This is a genomic window from Pseudomonas rubra, assembly GCF_028656935.1.
GTDB classification, from domain to species: Bacteria; Pseudomonadota; Gammaproteobacteria; order Pseudomonadales; family Pseudomonadaceae; genus Aquipseudomonas; species Aquipseudomonas rubra.
Genome location: NZ_JAMDGZ010000032.1, coordinates 61,057 through 87,164 on the forward strand (window position 1 = coordinate 61,057; position 26,108 = coordinate 87,164).

General features: G+C 61.7%; 31 protein-coding genes and 1 tRNA gene. 11 read left to right on the plus strand and 21 right to left on the minus strand.

Features of this window, described 5'->3' with window-relative positions:
* The first annotated feature begins 381 nt into the window (after window positions 1-381).
* Genes M5G17_RS15480 through M5G17_RS15490 form a run of 3 tightly spaced genes read left to right on the plus strand, consistent with a single transcriptional unit; the run spans window position 382 to window position 1,551 of the window.
* A complete protein-coding gene (locus M5G17_RS15480; protein ID WP_273893773.1) occupies window positions 382-795 on the plus strand; it encodes a hypothetical protein in 414 nt (137 codons plus the stop codon).
* Entirely contained in the window at window positions 792-1,079 is a 288-nt protein-coding gene (locus tag M5G17_RS15485; protein ID WP_273893774.1) for a barstar family protein, read from the plus strand. Before M5G17_RS15480 ends, M5G17_RS15485 begins: the two co-directional genes overlap by 4 nt.
* 40 nt (window positions 1,080-1,119) lie before the next feature.
* Window positions 1,120-1,551, plus strand: coding sequence for an MAPEG family protein (locus M5G17_RS15490; RefSeq protein ID WP_273893775.1), 432 nt, complete (start codon window positions 1,120-1,122; stop codon window positions 1,549-1,551).
* A 9-nt stretch (window positions 1,552-1,560) separates the two neighbouring features.
* Here M5G17_RS15490 and M5G17_RS15495 read toward each other — a convergent pair whose 3' ends face one another.
* The 8 genes from M5G17_RS15495 to M5G17_RS15530 all read right to left on the minus strand — a co-directional run bounded on the left by M5G17_RS15495 (window position 1,561) and on the right by M5G17_RS15530 (window position 7,264).
* Window positions 1,561-2,193 (minus strand): LysE family translocator, encoded by a 633-nt coding sequence (locus M5G17_RS15495; protein ID WP_273893776.1) that lies wholly within the window; start codon window positions 2,191-2,193, stop codon window positions 1,561-1,563.
* A gap of 150 nt (window positions 2,194-2,343) precedes the next feature.
* Window positions 2,344-2,418 (minus strand) — tRNA-Gln (locus tag M5G17_RS15500).
* A 168-nt stretch (window positions 2,419-2,586) separates the two neighbouring features.
* Entirely contained in the window at window positions 2,587-3,822 is a 1,236-nt protein-coding gene (locus M5G17_RS15505; RefSeq protein WP_273893777.1) for a saccharopine dehydrogenase family protein, read from the minus strand.
* Between the two features lie 27 nt (window positions 3,823-3,849).
* Window positions 3,850-4,947 (minus strand): carboxynorspermidine decarboxylase, encoded by a 1,098-nt coding sequence (locus tag M5G17_RS15510; RefSeq protein WP_273893808.1) that lies wholly within the window; start codon window positions 4,945-4,947, stop codon window positions 3,850-3,852.
* A 100-nt stretch (window positions 4,948-5,047) separates the two neighbouring features.
* On the minus strand, window positions 5,048-5,401 hold the full coding sequence (locus tag M5G17_RS15515; protein WP_273893778.1) for an NIPSNAP family protein: 354 nt from the start codon (window positions 5,399-5,401) through the stop codon (window positions 5,048-5,050).
* 60 nt (window positions 5,402-5,461) lie between these two features.
* Window positions 5,462-6,121: an HD domain-containing protein gene (locus M5G17_RS15520; RefSeq protein WP_273893779.1), complete on the minus strand. Its 660-nt coding sequence runs from the start codon at window positions 6,119-6,121 to the stop codon at window positions 5,462-5,464.
* A 64-nt stretch (window positions 6,122-6,185) separates the two neighbouring features.
* Window positions 6,186-6,746, minus strand: coding sequence for a hypothetical protein (locus tag M5G17_RS15525; RefSeq protein WP_273893780.1), 561 nt, complete (start codon window positions 6,744-6,746; stop codon window positions 6,186-6,188).
* Complete coding sequence (locus tag M5G17_RS15530; RefSeq protein ID WP_273893781.1) at window positions 6,743-7,264, minus strand: GNAT family N-acetyltransferase; 522 nt, start codon at window positions 7,262-7,264, stop codon at window positions 6,743-6,745. Before M5G17_RS15530 ends, M5G17_RS15525 begins: the two co-directional genes overlap by 4 nt.
* 159 nt (window positions 7,265-7,423) lie before the next feature.
* Here M5G17_RS15530 and M5G17_RS15535 point away from each other — a divergent pair, with 159 nt between their 5' ends.
* Entirely contained in the window at window positions 7,424-8,431 is a 1,008-nt protein-coding gene (locus tag M5G17_RS15535) for a GlxA family transcriptional regulator (RefSeq protein WP_273893782.1), read from the plus strand.
* On the opposite strand, the gene rarD is transcribed toward M5G17_RS15535, so the two are convergent.
* Complete coding sequence (gene rarD / locus M5G17_RS15540) at window positions 8,395-9,324, minus strand: EamA family transporter RarD (RefSeq protein ID WP_273893783.1); 930 nt, start codon at window positions 9,322-9,324, stop codon at window positions 8,395-8,397. The genes M5G17_RS15535 and rarD overlap by 37 nt on opposite strands.
* 100 nt (window positions 9,325-9,424) lie before the next feature.
* Here rarD and M5G17_RS15545 point away from each other — a divergent pair, with 100 nt between their 5' ends.
* Window positions 9,425-9,895, plus strand: coding sequence for an Lrp/AsnC family transcriptional regulator (locus M5G17_RS15545; protein ID WP_273893784.1), 471 nt, complete (start codon window positions 9,425-9,427; stop codon window positions 9,893-9,895).
* Between the two features lie 49 nt (window positions 9,896-9,944).
* Here the strand turns inward: M5G17_RS15545 and M5G17_RS15550 are convergent, their stop codons facing one another.
* Together M5G17_RS15550 and M5G17_RS15555 are read right to left on the minus strand one after the other, a co-directional pair.
* Entirely contained in the window at window positions 9,945-10,421 is a 477-nt protein-coding gene (locus M5G17_RS15550; protein WP_273893785.1) for an FAD/FMN-containing dehydrogenase, read from the minus strand.
* A 64-nt stretch (window positions 10,422-10,485) separates the two neighbouring features.
* The gene (locus tag M5G17_RS15555) at window positions 10,486-11,256 is read right to left on the minus strand and encodes a phytanoyl-CoA dioxygenase family protein (RefSeq protein WP_273893786.1); all 771 of its coding nucleotides are present in this window, start codon (window positions 11,254-11,256) and stop codon (window positions 10,486-10,488) included.
* A gap of 181 nt (window positions 11,257-11,437) precedes the next feature.
* On the opposite strand from M5G17_RS15555, the gene pdxR reads away from it, so the two are divergent.
* Entirely contained in the window at window positions 11,438-12,931 is a 1,494-nt protein-coding gene (gene pdxR / locus M5G17_RS15560) for a MocR-like pyridoxine biosynthesis transcription factor PdxR (protein ID WP_273893787.1), read from the plus strand.
* 110 nt (window positions 12,932-13,041) lie between these two features.
* Here the strand turns inward: pdxR and M5G17_RS15565 are convergent, their stop codons facing one another.
* Genes M5G17_RS15565 through M5G17_RS15575 form a run of 3 tightly spaced genes read right to left on the minus strand, consistent with a single transcriptional unit; the run spans window position 13,042 to window position 14,440 of the window.
* Window positions 13,042-13,521, minus strand: coding sequence for an HIT family protein (locus M5G17_RS15565; RefSeq protein ID WP_273893788.1), 480 nt, complete (start codon window positions 13,519-13,521; stop codon window positions 13,042-13,044).
* 52 nt (window positions 13,522-13,573) lie between these two features.
* Complete coding sequence (locus tag M5G17_RS15570; protein ID WP_273893789.1) at window positions 13,574-14,152, minus strand: thioredoxin family protein; 579 nt, start codon at window positions 14,150-14,152, stop codon at window positions 13,574-13,576.
* A gap of 24 nt (window positions 14,153-14,176) precedes the next feature.
* The gene (locus tag M5G17_RS15575; RefSeq protein ID WP_273893790.1) at window positions 14,177-14,440 is read right to left on the minus strand and encodes a DUF2790 domain-containing protein; all 264 of its coding nucleotides are present in this window, start codon (window positions 14,438-14,440) and stop codon (window positions 14,177-14,179) included.
* A gap of 215 nt (window positions 14,441-14,655) precedes the next feature.
* Between M5G17_RS15575 and M5G17_RS15580 the strand changes: the two genes are divergently transcribed.
* On the plus strand, window positions 14,656-15,390 hold the full coding sequence (locus M5G17_RS15580) for a response regulator (RefSeq protein ID WP_273893791.1): 735 nt from the start codon (window positions 14,656-14,658) through the stop codon (window positions 15,388-15,390).
* 14 nt (window positions 15,391-15,404) lie between these two features.
* The gene (locus M5G17_RS15585; RefSeq protein WP_273893809.1) at window positions 15,405-16,694 is read left to right on the plus strand and encodes an ATP-binding protein; all 1,290 of its coding nucleotides are present in this window, start codon (window positions 15,405-15,407) and stop codon (window positions 16,692-16,694) included.
* A gap of 8 nt (window positions 16,695-16,702) precedes the next feature.
* Here M5G17_RS15585 and M5G17_RS15590 read toward each other — a convergent pair whose 3' ends face one another.
* From M5G17_RS15590 to M5G17_RS15620, 7 genes are all read right to left on the minus strand, one after another.
* Window positions 16,703-16,954 (minus strand): hypothetical protein, encoded by a 252-nt coding sequence (locus M5G17_RS15590; protein WP_273893792.1) that lies wholly within the window; start codon window positions 16,952-16,954, stop codon window positions 16,703-16,705.
* 91 nt (window positions 16,955-17,045) lie between these two features.
* Window positions 17,046-17,990, minus strand: coding sequence for a FecR domain-containing protein (locus M5G17_RS15595; protein ID WP_273893793.1), 945 nt, complete (start codon window positions 17,988-17,990; stop codon window positions 17,046-17,048).
* Window positions 17,987-18,496, minus strand: a complete 510-nt coding sequence (locus M5G17_RS15600) for a sigma-70 family RNA polymerase sigma factor (RefSeq protein ID WP_273893794.1) — start codon at window positions 18,494-18,496, stop codon at window positions 17,987-17,989. Before M5G17_RS15600 ends, M5G17_RS15595 begins: the two co-directional genes overlap by 4 nt.
* Window positions 18,497-18,633: 137 nt before the next feature.
* Window positions 18,634-21,147, minus strand: coding sequence for a polymer-forming cytoskeletal protein (locus M5G17_RS15605; RefSeq protein ID WP_273893795.1), 2,514 nt, complete (start codon window positions 21,145-21,147; stop codon window positions 18,634-18,636).
* A gap of 135 nt (window positions 21,148-21,282) precedes the next feature.
* Window positions 21,283-21,594 (minus strand): DUF2790 domain-containing protein, encoded by a 312-nt coding sequence (locus tag M5G17_RS15610; protein ID WP_273893796.1) that lies wholly within the window; start codon window positions 21,592-21,594, stop codon window positions 21,283-21,285.
* A 99-nt stretch (window positions 21,595-21,693) separates the two neighbouring features.
* Window positions 21,694-22,443: an anti-sigma factor family protein gene (locus M5G17_RS15615; RefSeq protein ID WP_273893797.1), complete on the minus strand. Its 750-nt coding sequence runs from the start codon at window positions 22,441-22,443 to the stop codon at window positions 21,694-21,696.
* Window positions 22,440-22,949 (minus strand): sigma-70 family RNA polymerase sigma factor, encoded by a 510-nt coding sequence (locus tag M5G17_RS15620; protein WP_273893798.1) that lies wholly within the window; start codon window positions 22,947-22,949, stop codon window positions 22,440-22,442. Before M5G17_RS15620 ends, M5G17_RS15615 begins: the two co-directional genes overlap by 4 nt.
* 131 nt (window positions 22,950-23,080) lie before the next feature.
* On the opposite strand from M5G17_RS15620, the gene M5G17_RS15625 reads away from it, so the two are divergent.
* The 3 genes from M5G17_RS15625 (at window position 23,081) to M5G17_RS15635 (ending at window position 26,039) form a co-directional block, all read left to right on the plus strand.
* Window positions 23,081-24,127, plus strand: coding sequence for a catalase family peroxidase (locus tag M5G17_RS15625; protein WP_273893799.1), 1,047 nt, complete (start codon window positions 23,081-23,083; stop codon window positions 24,125-24,127).
* A complete protein-coding gene (locus M5G17_RS15630) occupies window positions 24,124-24,654 on the plus strand; it encodes a cytochrome b (RefSeq protein WP_273893800.1) in 531 nt (176 codons plus the stop codon). The genes M5G17_RS15625 and M5G17_RS15630 overlap by 4 nt, the downstream gene beginning before the upstream one ends.
* A gap of 131 nt (window positions 24,655-24,785) precedes the next feature.
* The gene (locus M5G17_RS15635) at window positions 24,786-26,039 is read left to right on the plus strand and encodes an OprD family porin (RefSeq protein ID WP_273893801.1); all 1,254 of its coding nucleotides are present in this window, start codon (window positions 24,786-24,788) and stop codon (window positions 26,037-26,039) included.
* The last annotated feature ends 69 nt before the right edge of the window (window positions 26,040-26,108 follow it).

Sequence of the window (26,108 nt, forward strand, 5' to 3'; positions counted from 1 at the left end):
GGCCGGTGACTTCCTTGGCGCACAGTTGGAGATAGGCGAATGGCGTTGCGACCTCCGTGATGGCGTCACGCGCAGATTGCCTGCGGCGAAGACGCTGCGGTCCGGTACAACCCTGCCGGCGATGGGCAAGGCTTGCCGAGGTGCGACGGTATTGAGCCCTCCCTGGGCGCATAGCTGCCTGCCTGGCAGCCCCTTGCAGTTAAGCAGGGAAAACCGGGGTGGCCAGGGGATGGTGGCGAAAGTGCAGTATGGGCGACGGACGGTTGAGGCACAGCTATCTGTTATTGGAGTGGGCTTGCCAGCGATCGTAAACCAGGCAACAAATTAATCACTCAACACTGATAACCTGCGCGCCATTCAAAACACTCGGCACGGCAGATTATGGACGATCCACGCTACTACCCCTTCCACCTCTTCGCCGCCACCTTCCAGAGCGAAGACCAAGCACGACAATTTGCATTCGAGCAGTGGCAGCCCGAGCCGCCCGAAGATGCGAGCCCGGCTCAATACACGGCATGGGAGAATAACAACCCGAGCTGGCTCCTGGTCCAGGAGCTTGAGTTCTTTTTGGATTCGGACTTTGTCGAGCTGGATGAGTCGCTGGCGTACGTACAGAGCCTGGTAGCCAGCGAGGCGCAGAAAGCGCTGCTGTGTTCCCGGTCTCTGGAGGCTTTCAGTCATTTCATCATCGTCGGCGACAACGCGATCAATGGGGATCGCCGTGCGCCTGATCACGCGCCTCTACGACAGCCGCAAAGCACGACCACACTCACCTACCTCGGGCATTTCAATTGAACCGCCTGCAAGTTGTAGTGATTGACCTGAACAAGGTGACAAGCGCCGAGGACCTGCACTACCTGTTAAAAGATGCCCTCGCCTTCCCCGATTGGTATGGCTGTAACTGGGATGCGTTCTGGGATGCCATTACCGGGCTTGTACAGATGCCTCTACAGTTGCAGATCAGTGGTTGGGACGCATTCTCCAGGCGGTTGCCCAGAGATGCCGAACTGATGCAAAAATGCCTGGCCAATATGCAGGTTGAGTATCCGCAACTGGCTGCGGATTTGTTGTTCGAGTGATCCAGGCGATTATCGCGCTCCCCATTTCAAAGGAATGAAGATGCACACGCTACTCTCCGTCTACGCCCTGTGCGTGGTCGCGCTGTTTGTGAAGATGTTGGCGATCTCCTGCTATCAGGGCTTCTATCGCATCAGCCGGCTGACCTTCAAGAACCCTGAAGACGCAAGCCTGGTCGGCCGCGAAGCCAGTGCCCAGGAGTTGCCGCAAGTGCGCCGCGCAGCCCAGGCCTGGGCTAACGATCTGGAGAACATTCCGCTGTTTTTTGTGTTGGGCGCGCTGTGCCTGGTGTTCAACCCGCCGTTCATGCTGACGGCCGGGCTGATGGTGCTGTTCACCGCTGCACGCCTGGTGCACACCCTGGCCTACCTGGCGCGCTGGCAACCCTGGCGCACCCTTGCCTACGTCGTAGGCATCATCTGCCTGCTGGGGCTGGCGGCCATGGCCGGCATGGGCGCCGTGCGGTATCTGTGAACGAGCGTTTTATACCGCCCGAGCACTCAACAAGCGCACACCCAGGCCGATGAACAGCGCGCCAGTGGCACGCTTGAGCGCCGCCACCAGGCGCGAGGCTTTCACGTGTTTGCTAAAGCGCATGGCACTGAAGCTGTAGAACGAGTGCACGCCGCAGACGATGGCGGCGCTGGTCAGGTACATGACCGTGAACTGCTCGGCGATCGGCCGGCCATGGTCGAGGAACTGCGGCAGGAAGGCGCAGAAGAAGATCAGGGTCTTCGGGTTGCTGGCAGAGACCAGGAAAGCCTCGCTGCCAATGCGCCACTTCGATTGTGTCAGGTGCTCGGGGGCCTGGGTTGCGGCCACCGCTGACGCTTTGCGGGCGAACAGTTGACGTGCACCGAGGTAGATCAGGTAGCCCGCGCCGATAACCTTCAAGGCCAGGAATGCTGTCGGCAAGGCTAGCAGCATTGCCCCCACACCCCAGGCCACGGCGCTGATCACCAGTAATTGCGCCAGCAGGTTGCCGAACAAAGTCACGCCCATGCCCGCCGGGCCATGGCGCAAGGCGTTGCGCACGGTGAGCAATACGTTGGGGCCAGGGGTCAGGGAGGTCAGCAGGTATGCGAAGGAAAAAGTGAGCCAGAGGTGCAATGCCATGGACGGCAGTCCTTGCCAGGGAGAAGAAGTGGCAACGATGACAGTAAATTGGCAGGAAGCCAATGGGCATTTCGAGTTGAGGTTATCGCGGGGCAAGCCCGCTCCCACGGAGCCAAAATCACAACCGGTGGGGAGGATACAACGAGAGAATGGCAGGGGCGGCTGGATTCGAACCAACGCATGGCAGGATCAAAACCTGCTGCCTTACCGCTTGGCGACGCCCCTGTAACTGTAGCGATGAGTGCCTGGCACTCACTTGCGAACTGGGCGCTAATTTAACAAACATCGATGCTTCTGGGAAGCCCCCTACTGCACAAATTGTTGTTAAAACAGCTACTTACTTTGAATCGAGGCGCCAGCAAGGCGCCTCGACCCTTTACCGCAGGGTGAAACTCAGTTCCACGGACGGTCGCCGTTCTCGTCCTTGACCCGCGTCGGCAGGCCCATCACGTCCAGCGCCTTGAGGAACGGCTCGGCCGGCAGCTCCTCGACGTTGACCATGCGCTGCACATCCCACTCGCCACGGGCAACCAGCAGCGCCGCCGCTACAGGCGGCACGCCTGCGGTGTAGGAAATGCCCTGGCTGTCGGTTTCGGCGTAAGCCTCTTCGTGATCCGCTACGTTGTAGATGAACACTTCTCGCGGCTGGCCGTCCTTGGTGCCTTTGACCAGGTCGCCGATGCAGGTCTTGCCGGTGTAACCCGGTGCCAGCGAGGACGGATCAGGCAATACGGCCTTGACCAGTTTGAGCGGTACCACTTCCAGGCCTTCGGCAGTCTTGACCGGTTGCTCGGACAGCAGGCCAAGGTTCTTCAGCACAGTGAACACATTGATGTAGTGCTCGCCAAAGCTCATCCAGAAGCGCACGTTCGGCACGTCGAGGTTCTTCGACAGCGAGTGCACTTCGTCGTGACCGGTCAGGTACAGGTTTTGCGAACCGACTACCGGCAAGTCGTCAGTGCGCTTGACTTCGAACATGGTGTTGCTGGTCCACTGGCTGTTCTGCCAGCTCCATACCTGCCCGGTGAACTCGCGGAAGTTGATTTCCGGGTCGAAGTTGGTGGCAAAGTACTTGCCATGGGATCCAGCATTGACGTCGAGAATATCGATCGACTCAATGCTGTCGAAATACTGTTGCTTGGCCAGGGCTGCATAGGCGTTGACCACGCCCGGATCGAAGCCCACGCCAAGAATGGCGGTAACGTTCTTTTGTTGGCATTCCTCGAGGTGTTTCCACTCGTAGTTGCCATACCAGGGCGGCGTCTCGCAGATCTTGCCCGGTTCTTCGTGAATGGCGGTGTCCAGGTAGGCCACGCCAGTATCGATGCAGGCACGCAGCACCGACATGTTGAGGAACGCAGAACCGACGTTGATGACGATTTGCGATTCGGTTTCGCGGATCAGCGCCTTGGTCGCTTCAACGTCCAGCGCATTCAGCGAGAAAGCCTTGATTTCTGCGGGTTGCTTGAGGCTACCCTTGGCCTTGACGCTGTCGATGATGGCCTGGCATTTGGAGATGTTGCGCGACGCGATAGCAATACGACCGAGTTCGTCGTTGTGCTGCGCGCACTTGTGGGCCACCACCTTGGCGACACCTCCTGCACCAATGATAAGAACGTTCTTCTTCAATTTCTCTTTCTCTCCTTTACTGCCAGCTTACGACAGGCTGGACACGTAGTCTTCGAACCCGAACTCGCGAACCACCTCGACACTACCGTCGAGTTGTTTCACTACGATGGACGGCATTTTCAGGCCGTTGAACCAGTTTTTCTTGACCATGGTGTAACCCGCTGCGTCAACAAACGACAGCCGATCGCCGATGGCCAGCGGACGATCGAATGGGTATTCGCCGAAAATATCGCCGGCCAGGCAAGATTTTCCGCAGATCATGTAGGTGTGTTCGCCCTCGCTTGGCGCAAGCTTGGCGTTGAGGCGGTAGATCAGCAGGTCAAGCATGTGCGCTTCGATCGAGCTGTCGACCACGGCCAGGTGCTTGCCGTTGTAGAGGGTGTCGAGCACGGTCACTTCCAGCGACGCGCTCTGGGTGATCGCCGCTTCGCCCGGCTCCAGGTAAACCTGCACGCCATACTTCTCGGAGAATGCCTTGAGGCGCGCGCAGAAAGCGTCCACGGCGTAGTCTTCACCGGTGAAATGGATGCCGCCACCGAGGCTGACCCACTCGACCTTGTGCAGCAGGTGGCCGAAGCGCTCTTCGATGGTGCACAACATCTGGTCGAACAGGCCGAAGTCGCCGTTCTCGCAGTTGTTGTGGAACATGAAGCCGGAGATCATCTCGATGACTTCTTCAACTTTCACCGGGTCCCACTCGCCCAGGCGGCTGAACGGGCGCGCCGGGTCGGCCAGCAGGTAGTCGGAGCTGCTCACCTGCGGGTTGACACGCAGGCCGCGGACCTTGCCTTCAGACGCTTGGGCGAAGCGCTGCATCTGGCCGATGGAGTTGAAGATGATCTTGTCGCAATTGTCGAGCATCTCTTCGACTTCATCGTCGGCCCAGGCCACGCTGTAGGCGTGGGCTTCGCCGGCGAACTTCTGGCGGCCAAGCTTGAGCTCGTATAGCGAGGACGAGGTGGTGCCGTCCATGTACTGCTGCATCAGGTCGAACACCGACCAGGTGGCAAAGCACTTGAGTGCCAGCAGGGCCTTGGCCCCGGACTGTTCGCGCACGTAGGCGATCTTCTGCATGTTGTGCAGCAGCTTGGTTTTGTCGATGAGGTAGTACGGCGTTTTGATCATTTCGAGGCCCCCGGCCAGGCCGGCCAAAAAAAGGACACGCATTGTGCCCTCCCTTGCCCCAAGTCGAAAGAGCGAAAAGCGCTTTTCCCTCAGTCAGTGGTCACTTTGCCGTCAAACCACCCGGTTTTGCTGGGTTAGTCGCGCAGTCTTGGGCAAACACCGGGCGAAAGAACGAACGCTCGTAACTGAGAATGCAGCGGGTGTCCTGGGCGTACTGGAAGGCGGCCAGGCACTCGGGGTCGTTCATCGAGTCCTGGCGATAGCGTTCGTACTCGGCAAGGCTGGGGAAGCTGAACATCGCCAGGGCGATATTGTTGGCGCCTTCGGACGGCAGAAAGTAGCCGTGGTGCTGGCCGCCGAAGCGCTCCACCAGCGGGATCCAGAGTTTGCCGTAATACTCGAACTCGGCGAGTTTGCAGGGGTCCAGGACGTAGCGCAGGTAGCAAGTGATCATCGGTGGTTCTCGCTCAGGTTGCTCGGCCCCCGAGCATGCACGAATCCTGCAGTACCCGCATCAGTCTTGAGGGCCGCTGATTTCGTCCATGAAGCCTTCAACGAACAGCTCCAGGCGCCGGTGCCGCTCGGCCGCCAGGCGTGCGCCCTCCTCGGTCTGAAAGCCCGAGGCCAGCTTCAGCAGCTTGGTGTGGAAGTGTTCGAGGCTGAATTGACGGTCCTGGTACTCGCGCCCGGCTGCAGTGGGATTACTGAAATCGTACAGGGCAGAGCCCATACGCCCACCAACGTAAAAGCAACGGGCCACGCCGACCATGCCGATAGCGTCCAGGCGGTCACTGTCCTGGAGGATTTTTGCTTCCAGGGTTTCAGGCTGCAGGCCGGCAGAAAAACTGTGGGTGGCGACGGCATGGGCGACGGCGCTGATGCGTTCACCCGCCCAGCCCAGTTCAGCCAGTATCCGCTCGGCCCTTTGCGCAGACAGGGTCGACGCCTTTGCGCGTAACGGCGAGCTCTTTTCGACCGCGACGCAATCGTGCAGCAGCGCGGCGGCCAAGAGGATGTGCAGATCGCCGCCCTCCTGGGCCTGAATCCGCCGGGCATTGCTCCAGACCCGATGGATGTGGGCCAGATCGTGTGAGCCATCGCCATTGTCCGCAGGCAAGTGCGGCAACAGAACGTCGGCGAGGTCTTGGCAGGGGTGAAAGGGCTGGGCTGGCATCGGCAATGGCGTCTTGAGGCTGGGTATCGAAAATACGCCAGCGGCGCCCGGATTGCGACCGCATTCAGCGACGAAGGGTGGCAGAGCGCCCATAAACCAGCAACTCGCCACTGGTGGCGATCACCAGGCTCAAACCGGTATAGGAAAAACCGAACGCCCGCACCTCGGTCTCGATCGCCAGGGTATGAAACTGCCAGGGCCGGTTATAGCGGGCGCCATGCAGCCACGAGCCCGGCTCGACCAGCAGCAGGTGCTGTTCGGGCCAGGCCAGGGTGATGTTCTCGACCACCCAGCCATCGCAGGTACTGATCGGCAGGCTGCCACCCTGGATACCGGCCATGCGGATCACCCGGCCTTGTAGCGGGCCGATACCGCGGGTTTCCAGGTAATGATCGCTGCCCAGATTGTCGGTACGGTCGCGGGCGATTTTCTCACCGGTACGGCAGTCGACCACACTACGGCCTGAGCTTGAAGCCACCAGCAGTCGCTCACTGTCGCGGTCAAAGCCGATTTCCAGCAAGCCGGCGATGGTGAAATGCCCGGTCAGTTTCCATGGCACAGGCGCAGGCGCAACCGATTGTTGGCCAATGGCCTGGCGCAAAGGGTCGAGGTGTCTGCTGGTCATGGCGCCTTCCACTGCTGCTGCGTCAGCCGGTACACACGCACGGGCCGGTCGTGAAACTGCACGGTATCAAAGCGATTGAAACCGGCTTTTTGTACCACGCGCAAGGAGGCGACGTTGGCAGGTTCGATGATAGCGATGACGGCAGGCTGCAATTGCTGACTGAACACATGCTGCAGCACGCCTTTCACCGCTTCGCTCGCGAGCCCCTGACGCCAATAACGCGTAGCCAACCGATAGCCCAGGCCGGGTTCCTCAACGCCTGCGACCTGCTCGGGGCTGACCCCGCAGAACCCGACCAGCGCGCCGCTGGCCTTCTCCTCCAGGGCCCATTGCCCCATGCCGTAGCTTGCGTAGCACTGCACGCACCAGTCGATGAAATCGCCCGTGACCTGCTCGTCGCAGACGCCCCGCAATGAGTACTTCATGACCTCAGGATCGCTGAGGATGGCGGTCAGGGCCGACCGGTCCTGGCGCGAGAGTTCACGGACCAGCAAACGTGGGGTTTCGAACAGCGGCATGGGCACTTTCCTTGTACTGATGCAGGCGCAACGCTCTGTGGTGAAAGCAGTGTCGTTACTACAATTGCTGCCTGCGACTGCCCCGTCAACCTGATTGCCATTGCCGGCCCGACAATATCTGGCATGATCGCCACATCCTGCCAGATCGCGGAGTCGACCTTGCCCACCCCACGCCAGTTCAGCAAGAAATCCAGCACCAGCAACATGCTCAGCCTCAAACACCCCGAAGCTGCCTCGACCACGGTGTGCCAGGTAGGCTTCCTGTTGCTGGAGAACTTCTCCATGGCCAGTTTCACCGTGGCCATGGACGTGCTGGTAACGGCCAATCTGCTCCAGAGCCAGCGGTATGCAAGCACGCCGTTCTCCCTGGGCGGCGAGCGCGTGGTCAGTGACCTTGGCCTGGAGATTTATGCCGCGCCTATCGACCGCGCAACCCTGGGCAACCTCGATATCCTGATCGTCTGCGGCGGCTTGCGCACCCCGCTCAAGTATCCGCAACTGGACAAGCTGCTGTGTGACGCCGCCGCGCTCGAGCTGGCCCTGGGCGGGCTGTGGAATGGCGCCTGGTTTCTGGGGCGCGCCGGGGTACTGGAGGGCTACAACTGCACCATCCACCCCGAACAGCGCGCCAGCCTGGCCGAGCGCAGCCCGCAGTGCACCATCATCCCGGCAAGCTTTGTACTCGACCGTGAGCGCCTGACGGCCGCCAGCCCCAACGGCGCCCTGGAGTTGATGCTAGCGCTGCTCAAGTTGCAGCACGGCGAAGCGCTGGCCGAGGGTGTCGAAGAGATCCTGGCGTTTTCCAGTGCGCGTTTTCGTCGGGTCGACAGCAGCCAGAAAAAAACCATGAGTGCGCCGCTGCGCACCATCGTCGAGCTGATGGAAAGCAACTTGGAAGAAACCCTCAGCCTCGATCAGCTGGCTGCCTACAGTGGCCGTTCGCGACGGCAGATCGACCGCCTGTTTCAGGCCCAGCTCGGCACCTCGCCGAGCCGCTATTACATGGAGCTGCGCATCACCAAGAGCCGGCGTCTGTTGCAGTACTCCGACCTGCCGTTGATGGATGTGGCAATTGCTTGCGGTTTTGTCTCGGTCTCGCACTTCAGCAAATGCTATTGCGCCTACTTTGGCTATCCGCCTTCGCGCGAGCAGCGGCTGGGCGAGTAACTGCGGCGGTTGCCGTTGAGGCTCAAACCGCCCTCCACCACCAGCACCAGCACTGCCAGCCAGATCGCCAGGTAGGTCGGCCACTGCGCCGGGGCGATGCTGTCGCCCAGCAGCACCGCAGCGACCACCAGCAGTACCGGCTCGACATAGATCAGCAAGCCGAACAGGGTCAGGTTCAGCCGCGGCGCCGACAACGCCTGCAAACCCAGGGCCGCAGCACTGATCGCGCCCAGGCCGAGCACCAGCCAGGGCAGGTTCGAGGCCAGCCCGCCCACGCCAAGCAGCACCCCGCCCTTGAACACGAAGTACAAGCTCACCGGCAGGCTCAGGCTCATGTCAAACCACAGCCCACCCATGTTGTTGGTGTCGGTGACTCGGCGCAGCCAGAAGTACAGCGGGTAGCCCAGGGACACCACCAGCACCGGCCAGGAGATCGCCTTGGCGATGGCGATCTGGTTGATGATACCCAGCGCCGCCAGCGCGCAGGCCAGCAGTTGCAGGCGGCTAATCGAATCCTTGAACGCCAGGCGGCCGACAATCACCATCACCAGCGGCATCAGGAAGTAACCCAGCGACACATCCAGGCCATAGCCGTTGATTGGTGCCCACATGAACAGCCATAGCTGCACGCCGAGCAACGCCGCCGAGACCAGACGAATCGCCCAAAACCCGCGCTCCTCGAACAACCGCTGGAAGATCCGCCGCACCTGCGGCCAGTGCCCGCTGGCAATCACCATCAGGGTCAGGCAGGGCACGGTCAGCAGGATCCGCCAGCCATAAATCTCGGCGCCATCCAAGGGCGCGAGCAGGCTGGTGTAGGCGTACATCACCGCGAACAGCACCGAGGCAAGGACATTGAGCACTACGCCCAACGTGGAATTATGCGCGGTCATGGGAAATACCTTAATCAGGGTCAACAGAGGGTGATAATTTATTCCGCAGCCGCTGATAAGTGCCCTCGTTTTTACCGCTCACGATGAGAAATTTTTGCATATGGACCTGGATGAATTCGACCTTGCCCTGCTCGCCGCCTTGCAGCGAGACAACAGCCAGCCCCTGCGCGAGCTGGCCGAACAGGTGCATTTATCCACCGCCTCGGTGCAGCGGCGGATTCAGCGCTTGAAAAAGACCGGAGTGATTCAGGCCAATACGGCGGTCATCAACCCGGACAAAGTCGGCCAGGTGATTACCCTGATGGTCGAGGTGCATGCCGACCGCACCCAGTCGGCGGACCTTGAGGTAATGAAGCGCGCCTTTTCCGGGCCGGAAATTCAGCAGTGCTACTACGTCACGGGCGATGCCGATTTTTTGCTGGTGCTCACCGTGGCCAGCATGACCGTGTTCCAGGACATCGCCCAGCGGCTGTTTCACGATAACCCTAATGTGAAATGGTTCCGGACCATTGTGGTGCTGGATCGGGTCAAGACGACGCTGCAGGTGCCGCTCACCCACAGTGAACGCTGAACATGCAGGAGCGAATTCATTCGCGGATAAATCCGCTCCCACCAGCGCTCTATCCAGCAGATTTGGTCAAAGCGTCCAACGCCGCCGTCAGTTCCTCGGCACTGGCATACTCCTTCTGCGCCACCACCTTGCCCTGTTCCAGCTCGATCCACAGCACCTTGTCCTCAGCCCCCGGATACCGCGCAACCACCTTGCCGTCACGGTCCAGCACCACCCGGTAGCTGTAATCGCGCATGGCCGGAATCGCGAACAGTTTGCTGATCAGCGCCGGCATGCGCTGGATATCAGCGACGAACACCGCATCACGCGCCTCCAGGTAGCCTTTGGGCTGCTCGCCCACTGCGGCGCTGACCAGCTTGGCGCCGTCCATGTTGCGCGCCACCAGCAGCACACGGGTCTGCTCGTTGAGGCTGTAGGCCTGGTCGTGCTGGTCGAGCAAGGTAAACGGCGCCAGGCGTTCGCCGACTTCGGCGGCGCTGGCCAGCAGCGGCATCAGGCTCATTAACAGGGCAATGGCATATTTCACAGGTGACCTCGTTGTCAGTGCAGGACTGTTGATCCTAGCGTGGATGACGGAGCTACAGTACCTTTTACGCTCGTATCAAGGCAGCCAAGCGCTGCTCAGTTGCACGTACCAGCGCATCACGATCTGCCAGGGCGTATGCCTCATCAGCCTGATAACTCAGCACTGACGAGCGCACACCAAACTGAATCACCAGCACATCACGCTCAAGCCTGCTGCGATTGGGCGCGCCTCCATGCAGCACTTCGCAATGGAGTGCCAGACCGGCGCCAACAGGTACATGCGGGCACAGGGCGTGTTCAATAGCTGCCTCCTGGCACCGATGCGAGCCTGGCACCACCGCCGTACCAGCATTTTCAGCGGACATTGCCTGCAGCGGTATCAACAGGCGCAAGGTTCGTTTGTCTCGGCTGGCGAAGTAGCGGTTGTCAGCATCCCGATGCCAGCCAACCGCTGGCCCTGTGCTCTGCGGCTTGCGCGTGAGGTTGCAGAAATGCAGGACAACCTCTTCGGTTTCACAACCCAGAAGTGCAGCGACGCTGGTCCACACCGATGCAGCACTCAGAACGCTGGTAAAACGCGGCTCAAGCGTCATCAGGTCACCAATGATAAAGGGCTCGAGCATCCAGTCTTGCCCTTGCACTCCCGGGTTGCGCTCAGGGTGCTGCTGACTGACCGAAGCGATGTTCACAGATGCTGCCAGCACCGTTGCTTCACCCGCGCGATGGCGCTCGACCAACTGTTGGGCCAGTTGCTGGAGCAAGGTCTGCAGTTTGACATCGAGCAGGTCATAAATGACCGCATAGCCGTGCTGGGTGAAGTTTGCGGGTGTGTCCATGTAATGTCCTTCCTGGATATCAGCTCAACCGGCGCGCGACTGTTTGGTTTTACTGATCATCCCTGTTGGCTACCGGCACCGCAAGTTACAGCCGCAGCTCCGCCAGGGGCGACGAACGACCAGGAACAGGAATAGACTGGCCTGCCAATTCAGGAAAATTTCATAAGTCACGGCAGACCACATGACAACCCGCTTCGAGCTTGAAACCCTGAAGATACGTATCAACGACATCGAGTTCGCGGCGCTGGACCTGCACCAGCGCATCCAGCGGGCCCTGCGCGGGCTGATTCTGGAAGGCGCACTGGCCGGCGGCATCAAGCTGCCCGCCAGCCGCGCGCTTGCCACCTCATTGGGGGTTGCCCGCGACACTGTCGAGAATGCCTATGTGCAGTTGCAGCGCGATGGCTACATCCTGCGCCGCAAGGGTTCGGGCAGCTATGTGGCGGACCGCCTTGGCGCAGAATTGCGCGGCACTGCCCAGCGGCGGATCAGGGCCCAGGCACAAAAGCGCGGCAACCCGGAGCCCGGCGAGGGGCTGAGCCTGCGCGGGCGAACGCTGTTCGACAACGGCGGGGTCAGCGATCAGCAGGCGATCAAGGCCTTCGCCACCGGCCTGCCGGAAACCCGCTCGTTCCCGCTGCAAGTCTGGGAACGCCTGCAGCGCCAGGCGCTGAAGGAGCACCGTGGCAACGTCCTGCTGCACGGCGACCCGCAAGGCAGCGAGGCCCTGCGCAAGGCGATCGCCACCTACCTGAACCTGGAGCGCGGAGCCAAGGTGGCGCCCGAGCAGGTGCTGGTGCTCAGCAGTACCCGCCAGGCCTTGTTCCTGTGCGCACAGATGCTGGTGGATGCCGGCAAGCCGATCCTAATGGAGAACCCTGGCTACTTTGGTGCAAAGAAGGCCTTTGAAGCGGCGCAGGCGCGGATCGCACCGATCGATGTCGATGCCCACGGCATCCGCACCGACCTGCTGCGCGCCGACCGCAGCGGCGCCAGTTGTCTGTACCTCACCCCTTCCCATCAATACCCGACCGGCGCGACCTTGAGCCTTGAGCGGCGCCTGGAACTGATCCATTGGGCTGCAGAAAACGGCAAGTGGATCATCGAGGACGACTACGACAGCGAGTTCCACTACGACGGTCTGCCGACCGCCTGTGTGCAGGGCCTGGACCCAAACCGGCGTACCCTCTACATCGGCACCTTCAGCAAGACCCTGTTCCCTGGCCTGCGCATCGGCTACATGGTGCTGCCACCCGAGCTGGTGGCGCCCTTCAGTGCCGCGCGCAGCATCATCGACGGGCACACCCCGCAAACCCTGCAACTGACCCTGGCGCGCTTCATGGGCGACGGTCACTACAACGCCCATGTGCGTGCCATGCGCAAACTCTACGCCGGGCGCCGGGCGTGCCTGCTCGAAGCGATTGGCACGCATCTGGCGGGCATCGTTACCGCCCTGCGCCCGCCAGGTGGCCTGCAGATCCCCTGCGTGCTCGAGCCTGGCTGGTCAGAGCAACAGACCCAGCGCCTGGCCGCCCGCGCCGGTATACAGCTACCCGGGCTCAGCCGCCTGTATGCGGGCGAGTACAAGCAACAAGGTTGGTTGCTGGGCTATTCCTCGTTGACGACCAGTGAAATCGAAGCGGCGATCCGCCAGCTGGCCAAGGCCCTGAAGTAAAGCAGGACTGCTACGCAGCCCATCGCCGGCAAGGCCGGCTCCCACAATGGCCCGGTGCACACTGCACCTGTGGGAGCCGGCCTTGCCGGCGATCGAGCGCAAAGCGCTCGCTAAAAAGCCCGCCGCAACCGCTCGATCACCTGTCCGACCGAAGGCCCTTCAACCGCAGGTGGTGTCGGGCTCTCACCAAACTCGCGCCAGATGAACAAGGTCAACTCGGCGCCATCGGTGGCCGTTGCCGGGCAGTCAGTGCCGGCAAATGCCTGCAACAGCCGATAACGCTCATCCTGCCAGAACAACGCCTCGACCCAGGGGTATACCGGGATGAAGTGAAAGTGCAGCGGCAAGCCCGGCATATGGCCGTAGCGGCTGATATACAGCCACTTCGGTTCGAGCATTGCCTCCATTACCCGCTGGGTGCTGGCAAGCAAGCCCCCCAGTTCGGCCAGGGCCGCAGGCGCCAGGTCGGCCAGCGAACTGGCACCGCATGTTGGGCCGAGCATCAAGTAACCGGGCAAGGCCGAGGCTAGATGATGATTGAGAACCCAGTGCTCGGTCTGCTGGATGATATGCGACGACGGTATTTCCATGAGGGCATCCCTGCAAGTGCAGTGCGCAGGATAACAAGCCCGCTGCCCGCCATCACCCCGCCTGCCCGTCACGCTCCTTGAGCAGTTGCTGGATCACCTGCTCCTGGGTGTCATAGGCGCCCTCGCCAAAGTGCACGTAGCGCACCTGGCCGTTGCCATCGACGATGTAGTGCGCCGGCCAGAACTGGTTGCCGAAGGCGTTCCAGATCGCATAGTCGTTGTCGATGGCCACCGGGTAGCCGATATCCAGCTTCGCCACTTGCTCACGTACATTGGCCACCACCCGCTCTTCAGGGTATTCGGGGGTATGCACGCCGATCACCACCAGGCCCTGGTCCGCGTAACGCTTGGCCCACGTATTGACGTGCGGCAGGCTGCGGCGGCAGTTGATGCACTCGTAGGTCCAGAAGTCCACCAGCACCACCTTGCCCTTGAGTGCTTGACGGTCCAGCGGTGGCGAGTTCAGCCATTGCACGGCGCCGCTCAGTTCCGGCATCGGTCCCAATGTTTCCAGGCTTGAAGGCGTACCGGCGAGCAGGCGATTGCCCAGGCCTGCCGCCGCCAGCAGCACTGCAAACAATGCGGCGATACCCAGGGCCCGGCGGCGGTTTGTGTTGAAACTGATACTCATGGACGAACCTCCCTGATCGATGACTCAACTGCCGTCATGGCAGTCGCTGGCGAATTTCTGGTACTGCAGGCGGTGTTCCTTGCCCTGGGAATCAAGGTAGTCCATTTGCGCATTGACCACGCCGCAGCCAATGCGGCTGTCCTCGCGCAGGGCGAGGACCTTGTGTACGTCCAGGTGCTGGCCATAGCGATATTGCTGCACCGGCACCTCGTCGTTGGCCTGGGCAGCGACGGCGCCGAGGCTGAGCAGGGTTAACAGACTGGCAATGGCAAGGGTTTTGATGTTCATGGCGGTACTCCTGAAGCGGTGTGCAAGGAGGTGGAGACCTCCACCCCGTTGCCGGCTATTTCAGACCCGCCAGGTATCGTCGATGTGTCCGGATCAGCCCGCTTTGCTTCCCCAGGTATCTACGGCCACAACAGATACACTGCAATACAAAGCCCGGCAGGCAAGCACTACCGGGCTCGGTACACTCGCCCCACCACCACACTGGGAGCCGGACGATGGAGCATGTCGATCACATCCTGGTCGTCGATGACGATCGCGAGATCAGAGAGCTGGTAGGCAACTATCTGAAGAAGAACGGTCTGCGCACGACCATCGTCGCCGATGGCCGGCAGATGCGTGCCTTTCTCGACGCCGATGTGGCCGATCTGATCGTGCTCGATATCATGATGCCCGGTGACGATGGCCTGCTGCTGTGCCGCGAACTGCGCGCCGGCAAGCACAAGGCCACGCCGGTACTGATGCTGACCGCCCGCAACGACGAAACCGACCGCATCATCGGCCTGGAAATGGGCGCCGACGACTACCTGACCAAACCCTTCTCGGCCCGCGAGCTGCTGGCGCGGATCAACGCCGTACTGCGCCGCACGCGCATGCTGCCACCGAACCTGACCATCAGCGAAAGCAGCCGCCTGATCGCCTTCGGCCATTGGCGGCTGGATACCACCGCGCGCCACCTGCTCGACGCCGACGGCACCCTGGTGGCCTTGAGCGGCGCCGAATACCGCCTGCTGCGGGTGTTCCTCGATCACCCGCAACAGGTGCTCAGCCGCGAGCAACTGCTCAACCTCACCCAGGGCCGCGAGGCAGATATCTTCGACCGTTCCATCGACCTGCTGGTCAGTCGCCTGCGCCAGCGCCTGCAGGATGACGCCCGCGAGCCGGCCTACATAAAAACGGTACGCAGCGAGGGCTATGTGCTTTCCTTGCCCGTGCAACTGGTCGAGGCCTGAACATGGGCACGCTGCTGCGCTGGCCGCGCACCCTCGCTTCGCGCCTGGCGCTGATCTTCTTCACCGGCCTGGTACTGGCCTACGGGCTGTCGTTCAGCTTCCAGTTCTACGAGCGTTACCAAAGCTCGCGCTCGATGATGCTCAACAATCTGGAGCTGGATGTCGCCACTTCCGTGGCCATCCTCGACCGCCTGCCCGCCGCCGAGCGCGCCGCCTGGCTGCCACGCCTGGAACGACGCACCTACCGCTATCGGCTGGATGACGGGGCCTCGGGGCTGCGCCTGAACATGGATGAAGCGCCCATGGCGGCGCTGTCGATCAGCAAGGCCCTGGGCACGCATTACGCCCTGAACTACCAGAATATCCCCGGGCCCAACCCGCATTTTCAAGTGCACTTGCGCCTGGCCGATGGCCAACCGCTGACTGTCGACGTGACACCGGCACCGGTGCCGATGTCCAGCTGGTTGCCCGTGGTGCTGCTGGTGCAATTGGCGCTGCTGTTGCTGTGCACTTGGCTGGCAGTGAAAACCGCGATCCGCCCACTGACCCGCCTGGCTGAAGCAGTCGATAAACTGGACCCCAACGCGCCGGGGCCACAACTGGATGAAAGCGGGCCGCGCGAAGTGGTGTACGCCGCTGCAGCCTTCAACACCCTGCAGGCGCGCATCGGTGCTTACCTCAAAGAGCGCATGCAACTGCTGGCGGCGATCTCCCATGACCTGCAAACGCCCATCACACGCATGAAACTGCGAGTCGAAGCCATGGACAGCAGCAGTGACAAGGACAAGCTCTGGCACGACCTGGAAGCCATGGAGCACCTGGTGCGCGAAGGCGTCGCCTATGCCCGCAGCATCGATGGCAACAGCGAGGCACCCTGCCGGGTCAACCTCGATGCTTTTCTCGACAGCCTGGTCTGCGACTACCAGGACAGCGGCCAGCAGGTCGAGCTGCAAGGCAACAACGGCGCACTGATCCAGACCCGCCCGCAAGCCTTGCGCCGGGTGCTGGTGAACCTGATCGACAATGCCCTGAAGTTCGCTGGCGCCGCACAACTGGTAGTGCGCCGCGGGGCCAAGGGCAGCACGCTGATCAGTGTGCTGGACCAGGGCCCGGGGATCCCCAGCGCAGAGCTGGCTGCTGTGCTGCAACCCTTCTACCGTGTCGAGAACTCGCGCAACCGCACCACCGGCGGTACCGGCCTGGGTCTGGCCATCGCCGCGCAACTGACCCAGGCCATCGGTGGCCGCCTGACCTTGAGCAACCGCGACGGTGGCGGCCTGTGCGCGCAGATCGAACTGCCTTGAAGGCCGGCTCAGCCTTGATCCACTGCGCCAGCCCTGCGGCGAGCGGGTGACGGCACGGCGGTGATGCTGGCGAAGGGAATGTAGCGGCACTCGTCGTCACAGGCGAAGTACAGTTTCAATTGGCAACTGCACCAATCGATGCTGCGCACGATGCCGGATTGGGTTTCCATCACCCCGTACTCGGCGGCAAAGCAGCCGTAGAGCACGACGCTATCTCCAGGTTGATACAGGCGAAGGCGCGCTTTGTTGTTTTCGTCCATGACGGCATGGCTCCGGCCCTTGAGTCGGCATCATCACCAACGGCAAGCCGCTGCGCTACTGGCAAAAATGTCAGGTCCAGCGCAGCGCCCTTCACGCCGTTTTTTGTTGCGCCACCAGGGTGACCCAGTAACGGCTGCGCGCCTGCACTGCCAATGGCAGGCTGGCAGCCAGCAAGGCCAGGACCCGGTCAGTGTCATCCAGGCGAAAGGTACCGGTGACCTTCAATGATTCGAGCGCCGGCTCCCAGCGCAACCAGCCCGGACGGTAGCGCGACAGCTCACGCAAAAACTGCCCCAGTGGCTGGTTGTCGACGCTCAGCACACCATCGCGCCAATCTGGCTGGCGCGGATCGAAACGGTCCATGGCGCCACTGCCGTCGACGTTGACGGTCAATTGATCGCCAACATGCAAGGCCAGTTGCGCGCCGTGCAGCGGTTGCACCTGCACGGTCCCCTGGAGCACGGCGATTCGGCACTGCTCGGCATCGCGACGCAAGCAGACCTGGGCCTGACCGACGCTCACCTGCGCCATGCCCAGGTCGACGTGCAAGGCTTGCGCGCGGCTGACGCTCAGGGCGATCTCGCCGGTAACCAGGGTCAGGCGCTGTCGCGCCAGGTCGAGGTCGACGGCGCTTGCAGTGTTCAGTTGCAACAGGCTGCCATCGGCCAGGCGCAGGCCACGGCGCTCGCCCACCGCAGTGCGCAAGTCGGCGCGCAAGGCCAGCAGCGGCGCCTGCTGGCTCAGCAGCCAGCCTGCGGGCACTACCAATGCCAGTGCCAGGCCACGCTTGAGCAAGGTACGCCGCTGGCCGTCGGGCCGATCCAGGCTGGCCATGGCCAAGGCCGCTGGCACCTCATGAAAACGCTGGCGCAAGCCTTCGGCGCGCTGCCAGATTTGCTCGTGTTGCGGGTTGGCGGCGCGCCAATGCTGCAATTGCACAAGATCGTCGGCGCTGGCACGGCCCGAATCGAGCAAGGCCAGCCAGCGCGCCGCCGTGCGCGCCAGTTGCCGGGACTCGCGGGTATAGGTGTTCATGCCGCAACCAGCAGGCAATGCTCATAGGCCTGGGCCATGTAGCGTTTGACCGTGCGCTCGCTGACCGCCAGGCGCTCGGCGATCTGCGCGTAGTTCAAACCCTCGAGCTGCGCCCAGAGAAATGACCGACGCACGGCCGTCGGCAATCCATCGAGCAGTTCGTCCAGAGCCTGCAGGGTTTCCAGCAGCAACCAGCACTGCTCCGGCGAAGGCACCAGTGCTTCGGGCAGCTTGGCCAGGGCCTCGAGGTAGGCACGCTCCAGGCTACGGCGCTTGTGGAAGTTGACCAGCAAACGCTTGCCCACGGTCAGCAGATAGGCCCGCGGCTCGCGCAACTCGCTGAGTACCTGAGGGCTGGCCAGTACCCGCAAAAACGTATCCTGGCTGAGATCGGCGGCATCCCAGCGGTTGCCCAGGCGCTGGTACAACCAACCTTCGAGCCAGCTGCGATGCTGCCGGTAAAGGCCATGCAGAGTCTGCTCGTTAGGGCCCGCCGCTTCGCTCATATCAACGCACCTGGGTTAACCGGAACCAAATGAGATTGATTCTAATTAATACCCTGATGCAAACCAAGTGCTATTGCAGGGCTTTTTAATCTGCCGGCGCTGGCACAAACAGGACTCGCATGGGCTCATGAGCAGGATTACTCGCTGCGACGCGCCAGGCCAGAGACAATGGCTACCATCAACAGGCTGATACCCCAACCGATCAGAATTTCGAGCCAGATCACCAAACGTACAAAGTGCTTCCAGCCAAACGACGTGAACTCGTCCCAATAGCCTTGCTTGGGGGTCGGCACCAGCGGGGCCCAATCCGACTCCTGTTGCAGGTCGACCAGTGGCATTAGCACGTCCAGAGAGTAAGCCAGCGGGCTGAAACCGGTGTACTCCTCACGCAGGCTGTCGCACAGGTACCAGTTGCCGTGGCCAATGTAGTTCGCTGGCAGTTCCTTGCCTGGGTTCAACTTGCGCCAGGCATCTGCACGGTCGGGGCGGCACTCAAGGTAACTATCGCTCTGGAACACGATCGGGTTACTGGGTGCAAACACCCCTTTTTGCGAAGCCGCGTACCAGTAAACTGCACCGCAGAACAACCAAATGCCGGCAAACCAGATCAGCAACTGCATGGGCCGGTATCCAAATCCGGTCAGCTTTCCATAAAGAAAATGCAAGCCTCTGCTGGTGTTGGAGTACACAGAACGCACCCAAGGCCACCAGTTGGTCGGGGGTTGGCCAACATGCCCGATTTCTCGCAATTTATGTTCGTAGGCGATACCCAAGTCCCGCGCTTGCGCGGAATGCCCCATCTCTTCCAGAACTTTCTGCAAGTGCCGCCAGGGCTGCGGGCGAAAATCGTTATCGGCATCGATGACATCATCAGGTCCTTTCAGAGAGGGAATTTGGCGACCCAACCATGCTGCCCTGAACGCAGGGCAAACCGGCGCCCGCGCAGAAAGGGCTTTATAGACCAAACCGTTGAGCGCTATCTCTTCACCCCAACTGTTCTCGTCATCATCCAACTCCCCTACTCGCGCCCCCACGAAAGAGGAACTGCTCAGCTTCTTCTCGATGTTACGCAATGCCAAGGTGCCATCTATCTGCGCACCATCGAGGACTAGCGCTCGCCCTCGCTCTCCAGTCAGGCAGGCACCTGCACAGTTGAAGTCACCGGCAATTCTGGAACGAGCAAAGTTTACCGAGTGCCATGCATCAAACCCTTCCCTAAGCCTAACTGTCCCGGTAATCACGGCACCGGTGGCCATGAGTGAATGGCGCGCATCACCTTCAAGAACGGCATCTTTGCCGATCAGGTCACCTTCAATCTGTGCACCATTGAAGCGGACCTGACCTTTAGCCCTGAATCCACCCGTGAGCAATGCATTTCCCGTCAGCACAAGACTACTGGCCGTCAGCGCGATGCCTGCGTTGCCCTCAAACTCAGCCCCCCGGCAGTTGAATTGCCCGGTGATGCGCGCGGCAATAAACCGTACCTGCCCCTGTATCAAGCATTCATCGACCAGAAAAACCCCTCCGCGGACGACGATTCCGTCCGCAGACAGCGCTGCGCCCTCGCTAACCTTCAGGTGCCCCCTGCAAACCAGTTGCCCTTCAACACGAGCACAGACGAGACGGACAGCGCCCTTGGCCGTGAACCCCTCACCGAAATTGATATCGCCTTTAACCTGCAATCCGTCGGCACCCAGGGCAGACTCGCCGCGGCCGTCCAGCCGGGCTCCTGCGAGTTTGAACTGGCCATCGATCCGGGCCCCGAGACAGCGGACGGTTCCTTTGGTGTGAGCTGCTCCTGACAGATAGAGGCTACCGTTGATATGTGCAGAGTCCAGGATCAGTGCCTCACTACCCTTGCCATCAAACTTTGCATCAGAGCAATAGAGGGCACCTTGCGTTTTCATCGAAACGCACCTGACCGTTCCTTTAGCGCGAAAGCCTGCGCTTAAGTAGACGTCCGCATTCACTGCAACCTGATCGAGGATCAGAGCGATTTCGCCCTTGCCATTGAATCGTGCTCCTCGACAATTGATCTGCCCAGAGACACGCGCACCTTCAAATGACACGCAGCCGCGGCTTCTGAACCCGTCGGCCATCAACAGCGCCCCCCGGATTTCCACTCTATCGGCCAGCAAGGCATCACCACCATTGCCATCCAGGTCGGCACCGCTCAGGTACAGGCCGCCACCTATCTGGGCATCTTCAAGATCGACTCTGTCGCTGGATCGAAAACTGCTCAGGTCCAAGGCACCGCGGGTGACGAGACGGTCCGCCAACAGGCCCGGGCTTTGACAGTTGGCCAACACCAGCGTCCCTGAAACCTTGGCATCGGTGAGGTTCGGAGCGTACTCAAACAAGCAATCCACCAGGCTCAGTGGGTGTGACAGTGTTGTCCCGCTCAGATCCAACTGCCCTTCGATACAGACACCTTCAAGGCGAACACCGCGTTCATGAACCGGGGCAGCCGCATCCCCGCCCAGTAACAGAAATCTCAATAAATCTGCGCGCACGCACTCGCCAGCTTCACTACTGTCAGGACAACGCTCGTGAATGCGAACCACCTCACCCTTGCGACACGCGGCCAACAAGGCGTCTTCCACATCGTTCAAATCGACGAAATCGCTCAGCGACCTCCCTGTGGCTCCCATGAACTTTCTCTCTACGTCGGTCAAAATAGGCAGATGGTAGAGAAGCCTTCGCGCGCTATCAATATGACACCAATGAAGGTGCGGGCCTGCACCTAATGTGGCGCAGCGGCGATCCCTCGCCGCTGCCAAGGCGTGTTATCGCGTTGACTGAAAACGCGAACACTGGCCTTCGAGCCGATAACGCATCGTCACCAGCTGGCCGCTGGAATCCTCGAAGGTCATCAACATTGGCGCGGCGTCACAGCCGCGGGCCAGGGGGGTCTGCTCGATCAGAAGGGCGACATCCATGGATTTGCCGTAGGCAAAATCCTGGATTGCGGGGACGGTCTTGCCGGTTCTTGCTGCATAGGCCTGCACTGCCTGCTCATGGGCAACCAGACGCGCATCCTTTACCGCTGGTGCCGAAGCCTGCACGCTTTGGCCGGCCAGCAGAACCACTGCTGCCATTACCAAACCTTGCATGCGCTTCATTGGCGGGTACCTCGAATGAAGTGAATTAACAACGGGGACAACGGTTTCGAGCTTACGCCCCTAATGGCATTTCAGCTACAAAGTGATATCGAGCGCCCGACGCAGTTGCTCACCCCGGCTGTCGGATGCGGCGCTGACCAGGGCGTAGTTGTAGTCACCGTGCGACCAGTAGCGTGCCTGCAGTTGGCCGTCGACTCGTTCACCGCTGGGCATGCGCGCATAGTGCTCGCCCGGCGAGCGCAGGAACAGGCTGACCCGCTGGCCCTGGGCGTCCTCGAACAGCACCAGCGCCGCCGGCCCTTGCTCGTTGCTCAGCAGCCGCGCCCCCACCGGGGTGAAGCCGTAGGCCGAGAGGTCTGGCAGGTTGTCGACGTGGGCGAAGTGCTGGCCCAACCAGGCTTGCAGACGCGCCGGGTCCTGGGCGCTGAGGTCCAGGGCCTTGCTGTCGGCAAACAAGCGATGGGCCTGCACGGCATCGGCCATTGGCGGGTTGTTGGCCAACAGGCTTGCCTCGCGCACCTGCCAGCCGCCCAGGCCACCAATGCCCAGGGTTACCAGCAGCACGGCAGCACTGGCCCAACGCCGTTGCCGCCGACGGCGCAGCGCGCGGCGCACATTGAGCGGGTCCAGGCGCGGGTTGGGCGCAAGCCCGGCAAAGCCGGACAACGCCGCGCGCAATTGTCGGGCATCGTTGCGCCAGGCCTCGACCCGCGCCGCCTGCTCGGGGTTGGCGGCCAGGTACAGCTCAACCGCCCGGCGCCGTTCGGGGTCCAGACGCTCATCGACATAAGCGTGCAGTTCGTGTTCAGACGGGATCAAGCTCATTTCAACCTCCGCAAGGCCGGGGGCGGCGTATTGCCCTCGGCCAGTTCGCGCATGGCCGCGCGAGCGCGCGACAAACGTGACATTACCGTACCGATCGGCACATCCAGGGCCTGGGCGGCCTCTTTGTAGCTCAAGCCTTCCACGCTGACCAGCAACAGCAAGGCGCGCTGCTCGCTGGGGAGTTGCGCGAACGCGGCCAGGCCAGACTGGGCAAGCACAATGTCTTCGGTGTTGCTGCCCACTTCCTCAACGCGGCCGAACCAGGCCAGCCAGCGTGCCTGACGGCGCTCGCGACGTTTGCCATCGATAAACTGCCGGTACAGGATCGAGAACAGCCAGGCGCGCAGGCTGGCGTCCTCGCGCTGCTGGCCGCGACGGCTCAAGGCCCGCTCGATCGTGGCCTGGACCAAGTCGTCCGCACTGCTGGCGTCGCGCGTCAGCCACAGGGCGAAGCGGCGCAAGCGCTGCAGCATCTCTCGCAATTGCTCGTCATCTAGCTCGTTCATTGGCGCAGTCTTGGCCTGTAGGCGATCAGTGTACGAGGCAGACGCTCGAGATGAAGATTTATTCCAAGGCGTTGGAATAAACCTTTGCCCCAGGCGTCGTACCAGCTCATTCACTGACCCGGATCAGCGCCATGACCACTCCGTTACACGGCCGTCCCCGCGCCTTGCGCCTGGCTGCCATCGGCCTTGGGCTGACCGCCCTGGCCGCAGGTTTTGCCTATACCGCCGGCTGGATCGGCAACGAACGGCTGACGCCAAAACGCATTATCGACACCTTCGAAGCGCAGGCCGGACACCACCCCGGTTACCGTAAGAATCACGCCAAGGGCCTGTGTGTCAGCGGCTATTTCCAGAGCAGCGGCGAGGCGGCGGGACTTTCCAGCGCACGAGTATTCAGCCAGGCCAGGGTGCCAGTGATCGGCCGCTTCGCCATCGGTGGCGCCAACCCGCACAGCCCGGATGCCAGTGTGCCGACCCGCAGCCTGGCGCTGCAACTGAGCAGCGACGATGGCCAGCAGTGGCGCACCGGCATGAACACCCCTCCGGTACTCGCGGTCGGGACCCCTGAAGCCTTCTACCAACAGGTGCTGGCGATGACGCCGGACCCGGCCACCGGCAAACCGGACCCGTCGCGCCTGCAAGCATTTTTCGCCGCACACCCGGAAAGCGCAGCCTTTCGTCAATGGGCCAAGGACTACAAAGCCTCGGACAGTTTCGCCAACTCAAGCTACAACAGCATCAACGCCTTTGCCTTGATCGATGCCGAGGGCAAAGCCCGCTATGTACGCTGGAGCCTATTGCCACAAACACCCTTCGCCGCCTTGCCCACCCAGGTCGAGGACAACGACTACCTGCAGCATGACCTGCGCCAACGCCTGAGCCTGGGGCCGTTGCGCTGGACCTTGCAATTGACCCTGGCCGCAGCCGGTGATGCCGTCAATGACCCCAGCCAGCCCTGGCCCGGGCAACGTCCCACAGTTGACGCCGGCACCCTGGTGATCGACCAGGTCGATGCCGCGCAACAAGGCGCCTGCCGCGACCTCAACTTCGACCCATTGATCCTGCCGACCGGTATCAAGCCTTCGGCCGACCCAATCCTCGCCGCACGTTCGGCGGCCTATTCGGAATCCTTCAACCGCCGCAGCCGTGAAGCCGCGCAGCTGGGAGCTCGCCCATGAAACCTGTTGCCTTTCACCCCCTGGCCCGCCTGCTGCACTGGCTGATGGCGGTGCTGATCCTGGCCATGCTGTTCATCGGCGTGAGCATGGTCAACGACCTGTCGCCGCGCCATACCTGGCTGGTCAGCCTGCACAAGGCCATTGGCCTGGCCCTGTTGCTGCTGGTCCTGGTGCGCATCGGCCTGCGCCTGCTGCTACCGCAACCGCCGTTGCCCAACGACCTGCCGTCGCTGCAGCGCCGGGCCGCGAAGGCTTCGCACCTGCTGCTGTACGGCTTGATGCTGGCCATGCCGCTGCTCGGCTGGGGCATGCTTTCGGCCGGAGGTTACCCGTTGCCGCTGCAACTGCCGGCGCTGCTGCCCCATGACCTGCAGCTGTATGCCCTGCTGCGCCAGGCCCATGGCTGGCTGGCCTATGTCCTGTTCGCCATTGTACTGGTGCACTTGGGGGCGGCGCTGGTACATGGCCTGGTGCGCCGTGACGGTGTGCTGCGCAGTATGTGGCCGGGGCCGTTGCGCAAGGATTAATATCTTCATTATTTTTTAGCAAATATATTTCAGTCAGAAATGGGGCTATTCATAAATAAAGATAATATGTTAACAATATAGGCAGAGACACCTGGCACCCGCCGCCCACAACAACAAAAAAAGGTAGCCCCATGCTTCTGCCCCGTTCCCTGACGGTGAGTGCCGGCCTGTGCGCCGCACTCACCCCGCACATCGCCCAGGCCGAATTCATCAAAGACAGCAAGGCCAGCCTGGAAACGCGAAATTTCTACTTCAGCCGCGACTTTCGTCAGAGCGGCGCGCCGCAGAGCCAGGCACGTGAATGGGCCCAAGGCTTCATCCTGAAAATGGAGTCGGGCTTTACCGAAGGCACCGTCGGTTTCGGCCTCGATGCCCTCGGTGAACTGGGGGTCAAGCTCGACTCCAGCCGCGACCGCCGCGGCACCGGCCTGCTGCCGTTTGGCGCGAGCCAAGAGCCGGTGGACGACTACAGCGAACTGGGCCTGACCGCCAAGCTGCGGATCAGCAAAACCACCCTCAAGCTGGGCACCCTGCAACCGACGCTGCCGGTGGCGGCCATCAACGACGTGCGCCTGCTGCCCTCGACCTACAGCGGTGGTCTGCTGACGTCGCAAGACATCGACAGCCTGACCCTGAACCTTGGCCGCCTGGAAAAACAGAACCTGCGCGACTCCTCCAGCAACGACGACATGAGCTACGCCGGGGTCCAGAGCAATCACCTGGACCTGGCCGGCGGCACCTACGCGCTCAATCCGCGCCTGGCCGTCAGCTACTACTACGCGCAGATGCAGGACATCTACCGCCAGCACTACGCCGGGCTGGTCCACGACCTGCCCCTGGCCGAAGGCATCAACCTGCGCAGCGACCTGCGCTACTTCGACACCCGCGAACAGGGCAGCCATGACCTGCGCAGCGCCTCGCGGGTCGACGGCGGCAAGATCGACAACCGCTTCTTCAACGGCATGCTGACCCTGGGCGTGGGCGGGCACAAGTTCGGCCTCGGTTACCAGAACCTTTCCGGCGATGGTGATTTTGCCTACCCGGGCCTGGATCCTTACTCGGTCAACCTGGTGACCGTGAACGTCTTCACCAAGGCGCAAACCGATGCCTGGCAGTCACGCTACGACTACAACTTCGCCGCCCTCGGCCTGCCCGGCTTGAGCTTCATGACCCGTTACGTCAATGGCAGCCATATCGAAACCGCCAGCGTCAGTGGCGGCAAGGAATGGGAGCGCGACACCGACATTGCCTACGTGGTGCAAAGCGGGCCCCTAAAAAATGTCAGCGTGCGCTTGCGCAACGCCACCTTCCGCTCCAGTAGTGGCCTGACCACTGATATCGATGAAAACCGGCTGATCGTCGGTTACACCCTGGCACTCTGGTAAGCCGTTGTGCGGCGCGGTGAAATCAGTCCTTTATTAGTTTTTTGGGAATGCTTATCATCTGCATCATTT

Bases quoted from the DNA above. Each gene is read 5' to 3' on its own strand.
- M5G17_RS15630 (WP_273893800.1), top strand. From the start codon at position 24,124: ATGAAACCTGTTGCCTTTCACCCCCTGGCCCGCCTGCTGCACTGGCTG.
- M5G17_RS15555 (WP_273893786.1), bottom strand. From the start codon at position 11,256: ATGGACACACCCGCAAACTTCACCCAGCACGGCTATGCGGTCATTTAT.
- M5G17_RS15570 (WP_273893789.1), bottom strand. From the start codon at position 14,152: ATGAGTATCAGTTTCAACACAAACCGCCGCCGGGCCCTGGGTATCGCC.
- M5G17_RS15605 (WP_273893795.1), bottom strand. From the start codon at position 21,147: ATGGGAGCCACAGGGAGGTCGCTGAGCGATTTCGTCGATTTGAACGAT.
- M5G17_RS15565 (WP_273893788.1), bottom strand. From the start codon at position 13,521: ATGGAAATACCGTCGTCGCATATCATCCAGCAGACCGAGCACTGGGTT.
- M5G17_RS15610 (WP_273893796.1), bottom strand. From the start codon at position 21,594: ATGGCAGCAGTGGTTCTGCTGGCCGGCCAAAGCGTGCAGGCTTCGGCA.
- M5G17_RS15600 (WP_273893794.1), bottom strand. From the start codon at position 18,496: ATGAGCGAAGCGGCGGGCCCTAACGAGCAGACTCTGCATGGCCTTTAC.
- M5G17_RS15625 (WP_273893799.1), top strand. From the start codon at position 23,081: ATGACCACTCCGTTACACGGCCGTCCCCGCGCCTTGCGCCTGGCTGCC.
- pdxR (WP_273893787.1), top strand. From the start codon at position 11,438: ATGACAACCCGCTTCGAGCTTGAAACCCTGAAGATACGTATCAACGAC.
- M5G17_RS15480 (WP_273893773.1), top strand. From the start codon at position 382: ATGGACGATCCACGCTACTACCCCTTCCACCTCTTCGCCGCCACCTTC.
- M5G17_RS15510 (WP_273893808.1), bottom strand. From the start codon at position 4,947: ATGATCAAAACGCCGTACTACCTCATCGACAAAACCAAGCTGCTGCAC.
- M5G17_RS15595 (WP_273893793.1), bottom strand. From the start codon at position 17,990: ATGAACACCTATACCCGCGAGTCCCGGCAACTGGCGCGCACGGCGGCG.
- M5G17_RS15545 (WP_273893784.1), top strand. From the start codon at position 9,425: ATGGACCTGGATGAATTCGACCTTGCCCTGCTCGCCGCCTTGCAGCGA.
- M5G17_RS15615 (WP_273893797.1), bottom strand. From the start codon at position 22,443: ATGAGCTTGATCCCGTCTGAACACGAACTGCACGCTTATGTCGATGAG.
- M5G17_RS15495 (WP_273893776.1), bottom strand. From the start codon at position 2,193: ATGGCATTGCACCTCTGGCTCACTTTTTCCTTCGCATACCTGCTGACC.
- M5G17_RS15490 (WP_273893775.1), top strand. From the start codon at position 1,120: ATGCACACGCTACTCTCCGTCTACGCCCTGTGCGTGGTCGCGCTGTTT.
- M5G17_RS15580 (WP_273893791.1), top strand. From the start codon at position 14,656: ATGGAGCATGTCGATCACATCCTGGTCGTCGATGACGATCGCGAGATC.
- M5G17_RS15635 (WP_273893801.1), top strand. From the start codon at position 24,786: ATGCTTCTGCCCCGTTCCCTGACGGTGAGTGCCGGCCTGTGCGCCGCA.
- M5G17_RS15530 (WP_273893781.1), bottom strand. From the start codon at position 7,264: ATGCCGCTGTTCGAAACCCCACGTTTGCTGGTCCGTGAACTCTCGCGC.
- M5G17_RS15575 (WP_273893790.1), bottom strand. From the start codon at position 14,440: ATGAACATCAAAACCCTTGCCATTGCCAGTCTGTTAACCCTGCTCAGC.
- M5G17_RS15520 (WP_273893779.1), bottom strand. From the start codon at position 6,121: ATGCCAGCCCAGCCCTTTCACCCCTGCCAAGACCTCGCCGACGTTCTG.
- M5G17_RS15590 (WP_273893792.1), bottom strand. From the start codon at position 16,954: ATGGACGAAAACAACAAAGCGCGCCTTCGCCTGTATCAACCTGGAGAT.
- M5G17_RS15515 (WP_273893778.1), bottom strand. From the start codon at position 5,401: ATGATCACTTGCTACCTGCGCTACGTCCTGGACCCCTGCAAACTCGCC.
- M5G17_RS15620 (WP_273893798.1), bottom strand. From the start codon at position 22,949: ATGAACGAGCTAGATGACGAGCAATTGCGAGAGATGCTGCAGCGCTTG.
- M5G17_RS15525 (WP_273893780.1), bottom strand. From the start codon at position 6,746: ATGACCAGCAGACACCTCGACCCTTTGCGCCAGGCCATTGGCCAACAA.
- rarD (WP_273893783.1), bottom strand. From the start codon at position 9,324: ATGACCGCGCATAATTCCACGTTGGGCGTAGTGCTCAATGTCCTTGCC.